Source organism: Acinetobacter corruptisaponis (assembly GCF_030053775.1).
In the GTDB taxonomy this organism is placed as follows: Bacteria; Pseudomonadota; Gammaproteobacteria; order Pseudomonadales; family Moraxellaceae; genus Acinetobacter; species Acinetobacter corruptisaponis.
In genome coordinates this window covers 874,512-889,283 of the sequence record NZ_CP125669.1, presented here as the reverse complement: position 1 = coordinate 889,283, position 14,772 = coordinate 874,512, and the positions used below count along the sequence as shown (strand labels likewise).

Below are 14,772 nucleotides of genomic sequence, written 5' to 3'. Positions count from 1 at the left end.
ATCCGTAATTCAGGTTAATAATAAGCTTATTGTTTTTTCCCTTAAATTCTACGCGCACATTTTTTAAGTTTGTTGGTGCGTGTATTAAATTCCCATTTTCATCAGAATAATTACCCTCAACGTTGTGTAACATTTTTACTTTGCACTCTAACAAATATTGATTAATTGTACTCAATAGTAAAGTTAAGTGGAATGTTTTTATAGCCCCAACTAAGAGGGGCTTTTTATTTCAGGCTGCATCAAGCATTCGGGCTATTTCGGTTGCGGTCGGGTTGTAGTATGTGTTCACCAGAATGGAAATGGTTTCATGCCCAGTAATTTTCGACAATATTTCCAGTGGTAATTTATAATTATGCACGAATCTGGTAATCGCTTCGTGCCGTGTGTCATGGAAACGGATTTTTCCAACCAAACCCGTTTGGGTTAGATTGCGTTGCCAAATCAGCCTAAATGAATTCGTATTATGGGGAATCAATCTAGGGTCGTGCTCAGGAGTATCAAGCAAGGCTAATAATTCTTTGGCACGTTTGGTTAAAGGTACGTCACGTCTTTTACCGTTTTTAGTATCTGTCAAACGAATGAAATCATCATAAACATTCTTTTTTTCAATACCTATAATTTCACCGCGTCGCATTGCGGTCTCAAGTGCAAATAGAAAAGCCCAGGCAACGTAGTGCATTTGTTTTGTTGGGACTTGGCCGCGCTGATATTTCAAGCCAGCTATAATGGTTTCTTCATCCTCTCTGCTAACACGCTGGTTTCTAGGCTGTGCCTCAGGAGGCCTGTTGACTTCTTTAAAAGGATTTTCCTTGGTTAGGAACAGTTCTTTACGAGCATAGTTAAACGCAGCACTGTAGACTGCGAATTGTCTACTGACGGTTGCAGGTTTTACTGCTTTTAAACGTTTGTCGCGCCAGTCCTTAACGATTTGTGGGCTTAAATCATGGATAGACAGGTCAGCAGAAGTACCCCATTGCTTTCTCAACAATTTCAATTGCTGATCAATAAACTTTTGGCTTTTCTTATTTTTGCCAGATTCGTTGTAATAAAGTTCGAATAGGGCGTAGAAAGATATGTGAACCTTATCAGGTTTAGTCGTTTGATCAGGACTAGCTTGAAGTTCTAATAGTTTTTTGCAGCCCACTGTTCACATTCATGAGCAGTGTCTCTGGTGGCTGAATAACGTAATCCGTTGTGACGTACAACAATACGCCAAGCGTTGCCGCGTTTGACAGGTTTTTGCATTTTAACACTCCAAATTTCATGGTGTCGCAGCAGCACCAAAATTCAGAAAAAGGCAAAATACCCTAACTTTTTTGGTGTCGCTGCGGAAATATAAAGCGTTTTTTAATGCGAAATATAGTAAATATGATCCACTATAGCTGACCCATCGACAATAAAAAACAAGCCACAAGGCTTATTAATTCCTTGTAGCTTACTGATTTTATTAAATAAAATCTTGGAGCGGGAAACGAGACTCGAACTCGCGACCCCAACCTTGGCAAGGTTATGCTCTACCAACTGAGCTATTCCCGCAATAGGTCGCATTATAGAGAGTTTCATCAAACTGTCAACTCTCTATGTTGCTAAGTGTTGATTTAATCAGCACGTCGCCAAATCGTTCCCTGACGGGTATCCTCAAGCACAACACCCTGATCCAATAAAGACTGGCGAATGGCATCCGCCTGAGCAAAGTCTTTGGCTTTTTTAGCATCAACACGTTGTTGGATAAAGTTTTCAATTTCTGTGTCAGAAAGGGAAAGTGCTTCCTGACCAATATCCGATTTTAAAAACTCATCCACATCATGCTGAACCAAGCCAAGAATATTGGTTAAATAGCGTAAGGTTGAGTAGAGAATGGTGGCATGTTCAGCAATTTCTTCCTTAACAGCACGGTTTAACTCTTTATTTAGCTCAAATAAAACTGCCATTGTTTCCGCAGTATTAAAATCATCCCGCATTGCGGTATTAAAACGTTCAACAAAACGTTGCTCTAAAGTCTTAACTGTTTTTTGCCCATACATTTGCTGGTAGGCTTTAAATGAATGATAAAAACGGCTGAGTGCGGTTTTCGCCTCTTTCAAGGCAAAGTCAGAGAAGTTGACTGGACTACGGTAGTGTGATGACACAATAAAGTAACGGATCACTTCTGGATGGAATTTTTCCATTACATCACGAATGGTAAAGAAGTTGCCTAAGGACTTAGACATTTTCTCACCATCGACATTAATGAAACCCACATGCATCCAGTAATTCACATACTGTTCGCCTGTTGAGGCCTCACTTTGGGCAATTTCATTTTCATGGTGCGGGAACATCAAGTCTGAACCACCACCGTGAATGTCAAAATGATTGCCCAGGCAGCAGGTCGACATCGCAGAACATTCAATATGCCAGCCTGGACGACCATTGCCCCAAGGTGAAGCCCATGCAGGTTCATTTTCCTTGGCGTGTTTCCAAAGCACAAAGTCAAAAGGATGTTTCTTTTCAACTTCGACATCGACACGTTCAGAGGCGCCCGCCTGCATATCCTCAAGCTTACGGCCTGACAAGCGACCGTATTTGTCAAACTTGGTCACTTCAAAATAAACATCACCGTTAGCAGCAGGGTAGGCTGTACCGTTATCCACCAGCGTACCAATCATGCTTTGCATCTGGTCAATATATTCAGTTGCTTTTGGTGCTTCATCGGGTGGTACACAGCCGAGGTTGGCTGCATCCTCATTCATTGCATCAATAAAGCGTGCAGTGAGTTGCTGGATGGTTTCACCATTTTCATTGGCACGGGCAATGATCTTGTCATCAATATCAGTAATGTTGCGGATATAGCGAACTTTCCAGCCCTGACTACGCAAAAAGCGGATGATGTAGTCAAATGCAACCATAACCCGAGCGTGTCCAATATGACAGTAATCGTAAACCGTCATACCACAGACATACATATCGATTTGTCCCTCTTTGCGTGGCACAAATTCAACTTTTTTACGTTGCTCAGAATTATATAGAACAAAAGGTTGCATAAGGGTTTTCAAACACTCTACAAAAATCGTTATTCATCATAACGTATGCATTGTATTTCATAAAGTTATCGGGCAAAAAATAATGGGCCAGATCAATTTTAATGATTATGTTGTTTGGGATGGGATGTTATCCTTGTTCTTGAAACATGGGTTTTAGTGTAGAGCTATCAGCGTCTGGATTTTGCGGTTCATTGATCTTTATTTTTCTCCATTTTCCCAAGAATCTTACACATTTTAGAAACGTGCATAACTTATAGTTATGCTAGAATCTCGATCATTCTTTTGATTACAATCATCTATCTCCAATAGATCGCATATTATTTTGAGCTAAACCTGCATGTCACAAACGATAAATTTCCAAAAAAGTGCGCTAGAAACTTTGCGCATTGAACAACAAGCGATAGAAGTGCTTGCAACACAAATTGATGAACGCTTTGACCGTGCATGTGAAGTCATTTTGCAATGCAAGGGGCGTGTGGTTGTTACAGGAATGGGTAAATCTGGTCATATTGGCCGCAAAATGGCAGCAACCTTTGCCTCCACAGGTACACCCTCATTCTTTATGCATCCTGGCGAGGCGGGACATGGCGATCTGGGCATGCTGGTACGTGGTGATGTACTCATTGCAATTTCAAACTCAGGCAAGAGTGATGAAATTATGATGCTGATGCCATTGATTAAACACTTGGAAGTGCCTTTAATCACCATTAGCCGTGATGACAAGGGGCCGATGCCACAGAATGCCGATATTGCCCTGACGCTGGGCGCGGCAGATGAAGCATGCCCACTGGGTTTGGCGCCTACATCAAGTACCACCGCAACACTGGTTCTAGGGGATGCTTTAGCGGTTGCGTTGCTGGAAGCACGAGGCTTTACCGCAGACGATTTTGCCCGTTCCCATCCTGCTGGTGCTCTGGGTAAGCGTTTGCTTCTGCATGTGAAACATTTAATGCACACAGGTGCAGAGTTGCCAAAGGTAACTCCTGATACGCCGATGAATAAAACCCTGTTTGAGATTACCGAAAAGCGTCTGGGTTTAACTACGGTGGTGGATGAAAATGACATTCTGTTAGGTATTTTCACCGATGGTGACTTACGTCGTATGATTGACCATCAACAGGGTTTTGACATTAACCTGCCTGTTTCTGCGGTGATGACCAAAAACCCGATGACAATTTCGCAGGAAGTTCGTGCTGTCAAAGTGTTGGAAAAAATGCATGAGAAAAAGATTAACCAATTTGTTGTTGTTGATGATGCCCATAAAGTGATTGGGGTGATTAGCATGCATGATCTGATTGAAGCAGGAGTGAATTAAGCCATGGCATCGTATGCACTTTTAGAGCAAGCGCGTCATTTACAGGCATTGGTGCTGGATGTGGATGGCATTCTAAGTGATGGTTTTGTGACTTTGACCAACTCTGGTGATGAAATCAAGTCATTTGATATCCGTGATGGCTTGGGAATGAAGCTGGTGCAGCAGGCGGGCATGAAAGTGATTATTATCACTGGACGTAAAAGCCAGATTGTTGAAAAGCGAATGTCTGACTTGGGCGTGGATCTGGTGTTTCAGGGACGTGAGGATAAGGGTGTGGCATTGCGTGAGGCCTGTGCACAGCTCAATATCCTGCCTGAGGACTGTGTCTATATGGGTGATGACTGGCCTGACCTGTCTGCGTTTGCAATTGCAGGCATGAGCATTACCGTGCCCAATGGGCATGAGGAAGTGCGCCGCCGTGCAAATCTGGTCACCCAGGCGATGGGTGGACGTGGGGCGGTACGTGAGGCCTGTGATATGTTGCTGATGGCAAAAGGTGTTTACCAAGAGCTACTTGCAAAATACCTGGCTGTACCACATTAATATCAGTATTGAACTCCCCCAAGGTTAGGTAACCCTGTTTATGGATACCAAGGTTTTATATGTTGTTGCTGTAATTGTTGCTGCGATCAGTGGCGGCTATTACTATTACAGCGGCAAGGCAAAAAAGCTGGAAGTTGATTCAGCTAAAAATATCACATATTCAGCACAGGGCGTTCATCTTACACAAACAGATGAGCAGGGGAATTTATATATTCGTGCGGAAATAAAGCAATTACAGCAGGATATGCAACAGAAAACATCGCAGCTTGATCAGCTCAATGCGGTGATGTACAAACAGGGCAAGCCTGATGCGACCTTTTTTGCCAAACAGGCAAATGGTTACGATGACAATAGCAAAGTGGTCCTGACTGGAGATGTGGTTGCGACACAATTATCTGAACAGGGTAAAATGGAGTTTCATACTGATGAACTTACAGGCTATCCGAAAACCAGACAACTGGAAACGCAGCATCAGGTCATTGTGCAGTCACCAACGGCTGAGTTTGTGAGTCAGGGACTAAAAGCAGACCTAAATCAGGGTCAATATGAATTTTTCAAAGTTCGAGGAAAGTATGCGCCAAAACCTTAATCCCCAGTATCGTTCATCTTTCCTGAAACAGGTGGCTTGTGTTGCGGTGGTTGCACTCTCTTCTGCCTCAAGTTTTGCTTTACCGTCAGACCGTAACCAACAGCTTTCTCTGGCGGCTGAAAACGCGACTTATAATAGTAAAACGGGTATTACCACCTATACGGGCAATGTGGTGATCGAACAGGGCACCATGAAGCTTCAGGCGGACTCGCTGGTTGCCACACTGAGCAGTAAAAACGAGATTCAGACCATTACCGCTAAAGGTAAACCCGCCAAGTTTCAGCAGCAAATGGAAGCCAACAAGGGGTTGGCACGTGGTGAGGCGCAGAATATTGTCTACAACGCAGACACAGGGATTATCACCCTGACTGGCAATGCCTATCTCTATCAGGATGGCTCCAGTATTCGTGGTAACAGTTTGAAATATAGTATGAACAAGGGCGATGTTGAGGCGCAGGGCTCATCATCCAATCGTGTTCAGATTATCATTCCACCATCAAGTTCAAAAAGCTTTCCAGGGGCACGTGATTAATGGAACAGTCAGGTCAGCAACCACAGACATTGTGCATTAAGCATTTGGCGAAGAACTATAGCAAGCGCTGGGTTGTGAAAGATGTTTCTTTTACCATGCAAAGTGGTCAGATTGTCGGACTGCTTGGGCCGAATGGTGCGGGGAAAACCACCAGTTTCTATATGGTCGTTGGTCTGGTGCGTATGGACAAGGGCGAGATTCACCTCGATGATCTTGACCTGTCCGATCTGGCAATGCATGAGCGGGCACGTAAGGGAATTGGCTATTTACCTCAGGAAGCGTCTATCTTTAGAAAGTTGACCATTGCTGAAAACATTATGGCGATTCTGGAGACACGTAAAGACCTGAATAAGCAGCAGCGCCAGCAACGCCTGACTGAGCTTTTAAATGATTTCAAGATCAATCATATTAAGGATTCACTGGGTATGAGTGTGTCTGGTGGTGAACGCCGTCGGGCTGAAATTGCGCGTGCATTGGCTGCTGATCCGAAGTTTATGCTGCTGGATGAACCATTTGCAGGGGTTGACCCGATTTCCGTGGGTGATATTAAGGATATTATCCAAACCCTAAAAGAACGTGGTATTGGGGTGTTGATTACCGATCATAACGTGCGTGAGACTTTGGCCATTTGTGAAAAGGCTTATATCGTGAGTGAAGGATCGGTGATTGCTGAAGGCACTCCACTGGAAATTCTGGATAATGAACAGGTGCGTAAAGTGTATTTGGGCGACGATTTTGTGGTTTAAATTTGAACAGTTGTTTATATCCTAAAGAACCTGCGGGTTCTTTTTTTATAAGAAAAAATAAATAACAGATCAGGTGCCTGTTATTTTAATTAAACATAATTTATTGTATTATATGGATAATTATTATTAACTTTACTTTAAATATGCTGTATTCATTTAAATACTATTCTGAGAAAAGTGTGAACTACTTTACAAAAATAAACAGTTATCCAAGGGGGATTTATGACTTAAAACATGGTGCTTTCTGCAAGAAAATGATTAAAATGAATGTGCTTAAATGATAACAATACGAAAAGAATATGAAATTAAAGAACGATATAAAACTAAATCATGGAACGTGTAAAACAAGTATGGATTATAAGTGGTTACTTTGTGTAGCAACCCTAATCGTACCCGTCACACATGCAGCAACCCCCAGCGAACAATATCATTCCTTAAAAAATAATTTATCAAAGCTTTTTGTACCTCAAAGCAATGATGAATATAAAGTTGCCCAGATGCAAAAGCTGAGCAACTTTTCAGTCGATTCTTCATTGGGAGGTGATCTTCCTACGGTTGGATCAGGTCGCCCACAAGTTCCCAACCCATCAGCCTTTTGGCAGAATCAGCGAAAAGGCATTAAAGAGGCAGTGCAAATTGCGGTAGAGAGAAATCCAGATATTTCCCAGACACTTGCTACGTTAGCGGCGCAGAACGCCAATATTGATGTCGCCAAGGCAGGTTATTATCCACAACTTTCTGGGGGTGTCAGTACAGGCAACCTAGGCAAGAAAGGCAGCCGTGGTGAGCAGTTGCTGACACTTAGTGCGGCACAAATGTTGTATGACTTTGGCAAGGTCAGGTCAGGTGTGGATACCGAGAAAGCCAAGGTGTTTGTGGAGCAGGCCAATGTGTTGGTCAAGATTGACGACATTTCACTGGATGTGGCACAAACCATTATTAATATTCAACGCTATCAGAAGCTTATACAGATTGCCAATCAGCAGATCGCAGGTATTAAGCGTATTCAGGAAATGGCGAATCTCAGGGCAAGGGCTGGCATCAGCAGTCAGGCCGATCCTGTACAGGCCCAGTCCTATTTGCAGTCGGCCCAGTCGGCCTTGATTGCCCAGCAATCCCTACTGAGTCAATACCAGCAGCATTTATATACCCTGTTGGGTTTTGATACGAGAAACACACAGTGGGCCATTCCAGAGGATTTGGTGAGACAGTCTGACTTATATGCTGAACCCCAATTCAACACCATTCCTCAAATGATTGCGGCTCAGGCTGGCATTGAGGTTGCGCGTAATCAAAAATTACAGACAAAGGTCAGTAATTATCCGACACTGTCTGTAAAGGGCGAACTTAGTCAGGCATTGCATGGCCGCAATCCAAATAATGATAAAGATGGTGGCTTTGATAGTGCTATTATGTTGGAAGCGAGCAGCCAATTTTATCAGGGCGGGGCGACTGCCTCAAAAGTCAGGGCAGCGAGTTTTGCGGAAGAGGCCGCCAGAGCTCAGGTAAATGCGGTTTATTTAAAAGTGCTGGATCAGATCAGAACCAGTCGAGAACAAATTGAAAATAAGCAACGTCAGATGCAGGTGTTGGCTGGACAACAGGCAATTACGATCCGCACACGTGAGCTTTATCAGGAACAATATAAACTGGGAACACGTACACTGGTCGATTTGCTGAATGCTGAACAAGCCATCCATAGCGCAAATTCAGAAGCGGAAACGGCACGTTACGATATCTATAGTAGTATAGCCCAATATATTGCAGCCACAGGGCGTTCTCGCCAAGCCTATGACCTGAATAATATTAAAATTCAAGGGTTCGAGGTACGACAATGATTACAACAATAAATTATCAGCCGTGGTTGCAAGCGATCCTGGCCATTGCCAAACATTATCGGATAGAACCATCGGAAGAGCGGATTCGTCTACAACTGGACTGGAACCAAAACCAGAACCTTGATGAGGTGCTGGTTTTAATCAGCCGTCAGGTGGGGTTGACCTTAAGACGGGTCAAGTTTAGCGATGATGTGGTGAACCCCTGGCGTTTACCTGTCTTGGTGGAACTTGCAGATGGGCAGGTCGGTGTTATTGATAAGGCCGATGCTTCTGGGCATGTCAGTATCCAGTTAAGTGGAGATCACGGTTTATCACAAAAGTTTGCGGTGGGCGCGCTCAAGCATATTGTTAAAAATGTGTATGTATTGCGCCCTGAAAAATCTGTTCCTGATGCCCGTGTTGATGAATATATCAAGCCTTATAAGGCGAGCTGGTTCTGGTCAATTGTGCTTCAGGACTGGAAGCGCTACATTGACATTATGTTTGCTTCAATGATTGCAAATATTTTGGCATTGGCAACCATTATTTTCTCCATGCAGGTGTATGACCGAGTCGTTCCATCGCAATCCATTCCAACGCTCTGGGTACTTGCAGGCGGTGTGCTGATTGCCGCAATTTTTGAGTTTGTACTGCGTATTTCACGGGTTTACTTATCTGACATTATTGGTAAGCGTGCTGACTTGCGTATTTCAGATCAGGTCTTTGGCCATGCGCTCAGAATCAAGAACAGTGAACGTTCCAAGTCTACAGGTACTTTCATTTCCCAGATTCGTGAGTTGGAGGGTGTTCGTGAGCTGGTCACCTCAACCACCATGGGCGCTATCGCAGACCTGCCATTCTTCTTCCTGTTTCTGGTTATTTTTGCGCTGATTGGTGGCAACCTGTTCTGGGTGATGTTGCTGGTTGTACCTTTAATGATTGTACCTGGTTTATTGGTGCAGAAGAAACTGGCTAAACTTGCGCAGGAGGGAATGCGGGAATCTTCAATCCGTAATGCCATTCTGGTTGAGGCTGTACAGGGTATTGAGGATATTAAGTTACTACGTGCAGAATCCCGTTTTCAGAACCAGTGGAACCACATGAATGAGGTGTCTGCTGACATCAGTATGCAGCAACGCAAAATTGTGGGCGTATTGACGGCTTGGACACAGAAAATTCAGGGGCTGACCTATGCAATTGTGGTACTGGTCGGTTGTTTTGCCGTCATGGCTGGGGAAATGACAACGGGTGCCTTGGTGGCCTGTTCTATTCTCTCCTCACGTATGCTGGCTCCGATTTCACAGGTGACAGGCATATTGGGTCGTTTCCAGCAGGCAAAAGTGGCCAAGAAAAGCCTTGATGAGCTAATGAAGAAACCTGTTGATCAGGCTGATCATGCCCATTTGGTTCATAAGGAAGCCTTACATGGCGATTATGAACTCAAGAATGTAATGTTTCAGTATTCTGAAGATGACCCAAGACCAAGTCTGGCCATTCAGCAACTTAAAATACGGGCAGGTGAACGCATTGCAATTTTAGGCCGCAACGGTGCGGGTAAATCCACACTATTGCAGATTCTTTCCGCAATGCAGTTCCCTAATTCTGGTTCGGTTCATCTGGATGATCTGGATATTAGCCTGATTGATCCCGCCGATGTTCGCCGTGACATGGGGCTGTTAAATCAGAATGCACATCTGTTTTATGGAACAATCCGTGAAAACCTGACTTTGGGTGCGCCACTGGCTCGTGACGAAGATATCTTAAAGGCATTGAAAGTTACGGGAGCACTGGGGTTTGTACATGAAAAGAAAGAGGGGCTGGACCATCTGGTACTAGAGGGTGGTGTTGGTTTTTCTGGTGGTCAACGGCAGGCACTGTTATTGGCGCGTTTATTGATTCGCCAGCCGAATATCCTGTTACTGGATGAACCAACTGCCGCGATTGATGATGTGGCTGAAAAACAACTGATTGATCATTTAAGAAGTTGGTTGGGCTATCGTACCCTAATTGTGGCAACACACCGCCGCGCCGTACTGGAACTGGTTGACCGTATTATTGTTATGAATGATGGCAAGATTGTCATGGATGGACCTGTTGATCAAGTCTTGAAGCAAACAGCAATAAAACAAAAAATAATTTAATAAATAATAAAGAGGAAAATTCATGAGTGAGCAACAACAAACGAATAGTCGTCCCATGAATGTGACTTATAAGGAACCTAAGTTACCACGTTCAACTTTGGTGGTTTGGCTGGTTGGAATTGGTTTGGTGGCACTGTTCGTTTGGGCATGGTTATTTAATTTGGAAGAGGTTTCAACGGGTACGGGGAAAGTGATTCCATCTTCCAAGGAACAGATCATTCAATCTCTTGAGGGCGGTATTTTAACCAAGCTTGAGGTTAAGGAAGGAGATGTGGTTGAAAAGGGACAGGTACTTGCCCAGCTAGACCCAACACGTCTTGCCTCAAATGTGGGAGAGTCCCAATCCTTGCTGACCTCTGCACAAGCCACTGCTGCACGCCTACGTGCGGAAGTAAATGGAACCCCACTGGCTTTTCCTGAAGAAGTGTTAAAAGAACCCAAACTGGTACAGGAAGAAACAGCACTTTATCGTTCACGCCGTGCCAATCTTGAAGAGTCGATTGCAGGCAATCAACAGGCACTGAAACTGGTACAGCAGGAGCTGGCAATGACAGCGCCTCTAGTTGCCAAAGGTGCGGCGAGTGAAGTTGAAGTTTTGCGTTTAAAACGTGAGGCAAATGATTTACAAAATAAAATCAATGACACCCGCAATGAATATTATGTAAAGGCACGTGAGGAGCTTTCCAAGGCAAATACCGATATTCAAACCCAGCAACAGGTGGTGAAAGGCCGAAATGACAGTTTACAGCGGGCTGTTTTTAAAGCACCTGTAAGAGGTGTGGTAAAAGAGATTGATGTAACGACATTAGGTGGTGTCATTCCTCAAAATGGTAAGTTAATGACCATCGTGCCATTAGAGGACAAGCTGCTGATTGAGGCACGTATTTCACCAAGGGATATTGCCTTTATCCGTCCTGGACAGGAAGCACTGGTAAAGATCACCGCCTATGACTATGCAATTTATGGTGGTTTACATGGCAAGGTCACCGTGATTTCACCAGATACCATCCGTGATGAAGTGAAACAGGACCAGTTCTATTATCGGGTTTACATTCGTACGGAATCTGACCGCTTATATAACAAGGCTGGCACAGCCTTTAGCATCACCCCAGGTATGGTGGCAACCGTGGATATTCGCACTGGACAGAAAACAGTTCTGGATTACCTGCTTAAACCATTTAACAAGGCCAAGGAAGCATTGCGTGAGCGATAAGCGCTTCTAGTTTAAATCCTCGCACACCTGAACTGCACCCCGAAAGTTGGACACTCTTAGTCTAATTTGAAGGGTGCTTTTTAATGGCTAAATACAGCAAAGCGTTAAAACTGAAAGTTGTTCAGCATTACTTATCAGGTTATGGTTATCCAACAACCTCTAAGTTTTTTAATATTGACCAAAGTCTCGTTCGCCAATGGGTAGCTCAATATAATAAAAACGGTGAAGCAGCTTTTTCTGAAAAACAAAGACATCGGGTACTTTCTCTTGAAATTAAACTGGCAGTGATGGAATCGGTTCAAACAGATGGTTTATCCGCTCGGGAAGCAATGATTAAATTCGACCTTAAAAGCCCCTCACAGATATTTAATTGGTTGCGCCAATATCGAGAGCAAGGTATAGATGGCTTAAAACCGAAGCCTAAAGGGCGAACCAAACTTATGCCTAAACCGATCAAACTCTCTAAGGCAGACCAAGATAAAACCCAAAAAGAGTTACTCGAAGAATTAGCATATTTACGTGCAGAGAATGCCTTTTTAAAAAAGCTGAAAGCCTTAAGGCTGGAACAGGAAGCAAAAGAAGCTGCGGAGCAGCAGCGATTGCAGGACTTATATCAGGATTAAGGCAAACCTATCCATTAAAGCATTTATTACATGCAGCCAAGATGCCACGCAGTACTTACTATTACCATGTGCAAATATATAAACACGAAGATCAAGATTATGATTTGAAAAAGAAAATCAGGATAATCTATCATCAACATAAAGGAAGATATGGTTACCGCAGGATTACCCTTGCCTTGAGGAATTTAGGTTTGGTGATCAACCATAAGTGTGTTCAACGGCTGATGCAGTCTATGCAACTTAAATCACGTATCAGAGCCACGAAATATCGCTCTTACAAAGGACAAGTGGGCAAGATTGCAGACAATGTATTACAACGTCAATTTAAGGCAGAACAGCCCAACCAGAAATGGGTAACTGATGTGACTGGGTTCAACGTTCGGGGAGAGAAGCTTTATCTATCACCAGTCATGGATTTATTTAATGGCGAAATCATAGCCTTCCATATTCAACGCAGACCAGTATTTGGATTGGTGAAAGATATGCTCAAGAAAGCTATAAATAAACTAAAACCTGATGACAAACCGATAATCCATTCAGATCAGGGATGGCAATACCAAATGCATTATTATCAACAACAATTGAAACAGAATGGCTTAACACAAAGTATGTCACGTAAAGGAAATTGTTTAGATAATGCCTCTATGGAAAGCTTCTTTGGAATACTGAAATCAGAGTGTTTTTATGGAGAAGAATTTAAATCCATTGATGAACTGGAACAAGTCGTGAAAAAATACATCCACTATTACAACCATGATCGAATCAAGGTGAAACTAAAAGGACTGAGTCCTGTACAGTACAGAACTCAGTCCTTAAAAACCACTTAATCAAACTGTCCAACTTATTGGGGTCAGATCACACCGCGAGGATTTTTTATTTGGGCTGTAAAAAGCTATAATTTCTTTTTTGCTTTTATTTAGATTTTTATGCCATTCACCATTGCCCATACGGTTACTTTCGAGGAAGAAATTAAAAAAAGTCGTTTTCAGGCGATTGCTGCGGTTGTTGAAAATGAACAACAGGTCAAGGTCTTTTTAGAGCAGACCAAGGATAGCTCAACCACTCATCAATGCTGGGCGTGGAAGATTGGACACCATGTACGCTTTAATGATGATGGTGAACCCTCTGGAACAGCGGGGCGACCAATTCTAGCGACGATTGAGGGCAATGATTTAACCAATGTGATTGTCATGGTCAACCGATGGTATGGCGGAATTAAGCTTGGCACAGGTGGACTGGTACGGGCTTATGGTGGCTGTGCTGGACAATGCTTGCTGTTGGCTGAGAAAATTGAGCTAATTGAGAAAAAAACAATACAGTTTGCCTGCCTGTTTAATGAATGGGCCATTATCCAGTATGAGTTGATGCAGCAACAGATTGAATATCAGGAAAGTTATACTGAAAATGGTGTCATGATTGAGGCACGTCTACAAATTCATCAAATTGAACCACTCAGGCATAAACTTCAGGACGTGACTAGAGGGCGTGAGCAATTACGTGTATTGGATGAATAGTGTTTGCACGCCCTCTCTTGCGAGTCTGCGGAACAGTGTTCCTTATTCTCAGGACGTGAGCAGGTCAAGATTGTTGAGGAATCTGTAGATGACTGATCCATTATTGAAGTATCGGGAACAGCATAAACATCGTTTAAATTATATGCCCTGGCTATATTGGTCATTGAAACCCAAACATCGGGAATGGGCGGAACAATGGCAGGCGGAATATCAAGCCTACCTGATGGAAATGGAAACGGTGGAGATTGGAAAGAACTGTTTTATTTCTCCTTTAGCGCATATTTTTGCAGAGCGTGGGCGAAAGATTAGCATTGGTGACAACACCTTTATTGCGGCGGATTGCACTTTGCATGGGCCGTTGCAGATTGGCAGTGAAGTGGCAATCAATCACCACTGTATTTTAGAGGGTGGACGTGCTGGCATTAAATTGCATGATCAGGTGCGTATCGCGGCCTATAGCCATTTATATGCCTTTGATCATGGTATGGATTTAGAGCGTCCGATTTACCAACAGGCAGTGACTTCAAAAGGCATTGAGATTGGACAGGATGTTTGGCTGGGGGCAAATGTGGGGATTAAGGATGGTGTGACAATCGGCGATCATGCCGTCATTGGAATGAACAGTATGGTGACTAAAGACATTAAAAAGCATGCCATTGTTGCAGGTAATCCAGCTCGCTTTATTCGATATCGAAAATAAGAAATAGCATGAAAAAGTT

The 14,772-nt window shown here is 43.4% G+C and carries 12 protein-coding genes, 1 tRNA gene and 1 pseudogene; 11 read left to right on the top strand and 3 right to left on the bottom strand.

Going from position 1 to position 14,772, the window contains the following annotated elements; genetic code table 11:
- Positions 1-229: 229 nt before the first annotated feature.
- The 3 genes and pseudogenes from QLH32_RS04385 to cysS form a co-directional block, all read right to left on the bottom strand.
- A pseudogene (locus QLH32_RS04385) lies at positions 230-1,245 on the bottom strand (tyrosine-type recombinase/integrase).
- Between the two features lie 215 nt (positions 1,246-1,460).
- Positions 1,461-1,536 (bottom strand) — tRNA-Gly (locus tag QLH32_RS04375).
- Between the two features lie 62 nt (positions 1,537-1,598).
- Complete coding sequence (gene cysS / locus QLH32_RS04370) at positions 1,599-3,020, bottom strand: cysteine--tRNA ligase (RefSeq protein WP_283268298.1); 1,422 nt, start codon at positions 3,018-3,020, stop codon at positions 1,599-1,601.
- Between the two features lie 337 nt (positions 3,021-3,357).
- Between cysS and QLH32_RS04365 the strand changes: the two genes are divergently transcribed.
- The 11 genes from QLH32_RS04365 (at position 3,358) to QLH32_RS04315 (ending at position 14,753) form a co-directional block, all read left to right on the top strand.
- Positions 3,358-4,335 (top strand): KpsF/GutQ family sugar-phosphate isomerase, encoded by a 978-nt coding sequence (locus QLH32_RS04365; RefSeq protein ID WP_267979989.1) that lies wholly within the window; start codon positions 3,358-3,360, stop codon positions 4,333-4,335.
- A 3-nt stretch (positions 4,336-4,338) separates the two neighbouring features.
- Positions 4,339-4,878, top strand: coding sequence for a KdsC family phosphatase (locus QLH32_RS04360; protein ID WP_004759691.1), 540 nt, complete (start codon positions 4,339-4,341; stop codon positions 4,876-4,878).
- A gap of 40 nt (positions 4,879-4,918) precedes the next feature.
- Positions 4,919-5,467: an LPS export ABC transporter periplasmic protein LptC gene (gene lptC / locus QLH32_RS04355; RefSeq protein WP_283268296.1), complete on the top strand. Its 549-nt coding sequence runs from the start codon at positions 4,919-4,921 to the stop codon at positions 5,465-5,467.
- Complete coding sequence (lptA, locus tag QLH32_RS04350; protein ID WP_283268295.1) at positions 5,451-5,999, top strand: lipopolysaccharide transport periplasmic protein LptA; 549 nt, start codon at positions 5,451-5,453, stop codon at positions 5,997-5,999. Before lptC ends, lptA begins: the two co-directional genes overlap by 17 nt.
- Entirely contained in the window at positions 5,999-6,745 is a 747-nt protein-coding gene (lptB, locus tag QLH32_RS04345; RefSeq protein WP_283268294.1) for an LPS export ABC transporter ATP-binding protein, read from the top strand. Before lptA ends, lptB begins: the two co-directional genes overlap by 1 nt.
- A gap of 350 nt (positions 6,746-7,095) precedes the next feature.
- A complete protein-coding gene (locus QLH32_RS04340; RefSeq protein WP_432442307.1) occupies positions 7,096-8,583 on the top strand; it encodes a TolC family protein in 1,488 nt (495 codons plus the stop codon).
- Positions 8,580-10,703 (top strand): type I secretion system permease/ATPase, encoded by a 2,124-nt coding sequence (locus tag QLH32_RS04335; protein ID WP_283268292.1) that lies wholly within the window; start codon positions 8,580-8,582, stop codon positions 10,701-10,703. Before QLH32_RS04340 ends, QLH32_RS04335 begins: the two co-directional genes overlap by 4 nt.
- Positions 10,704-10,725: 22 nt before the next feature.
- Complete coding sequence (locus QLH32_RS04330; RefSeq protein WP_279961370.1) at positions 10,726-11,916, top strand: HlyD family type I secretion periplasmic adaptor subunit; 1,191 nt, start codon at positions 10,726-10,728, stop codon at positions 11,914-11,916.
- 83 nt (positions 11,917-11,999) lie between these two features.
- Positions 12,000-13,366, top strand: a protein-coding gene (locus QLH32_RS04325; protein WP_432442300.1) for an IS3 family transposase whose coding sequence is annotated in 2 segments (ribosomal slippage) — positions 12,000-12,521 and positions 12,524-13,366 — 1,365 coding nt in all. Because the reading frame shifts where the segments join, the coding sequence is not laid out codon by codon here.
- Positions 13,367-13,465: 99 nt separating this feature from the next.
- On the top strand, positions 13,466-14,053 hold the full coding sequence (locus QLH32_RS04320) for an IMPACT family protein (protein ID WP_283268290.1): 588 nt from the start codon (positions 13,466-13,468) through the stop codon (positions 14,051-14,053).
- An 88-nt stretch (positions 14,054-14,141) separates the two neighbouring features.
- Complete coding sequence (locus QLH32_RS04315; protein ID WP_283268288.1) at positions 14,142-14,753, top strand: acyltransferase; 612 nt, start codon at positions 14,142-14,144, stop codon at positions 14,751-14,753.
- Positions 14,754-14,772 lie beyond the last annotated feature (19 nt).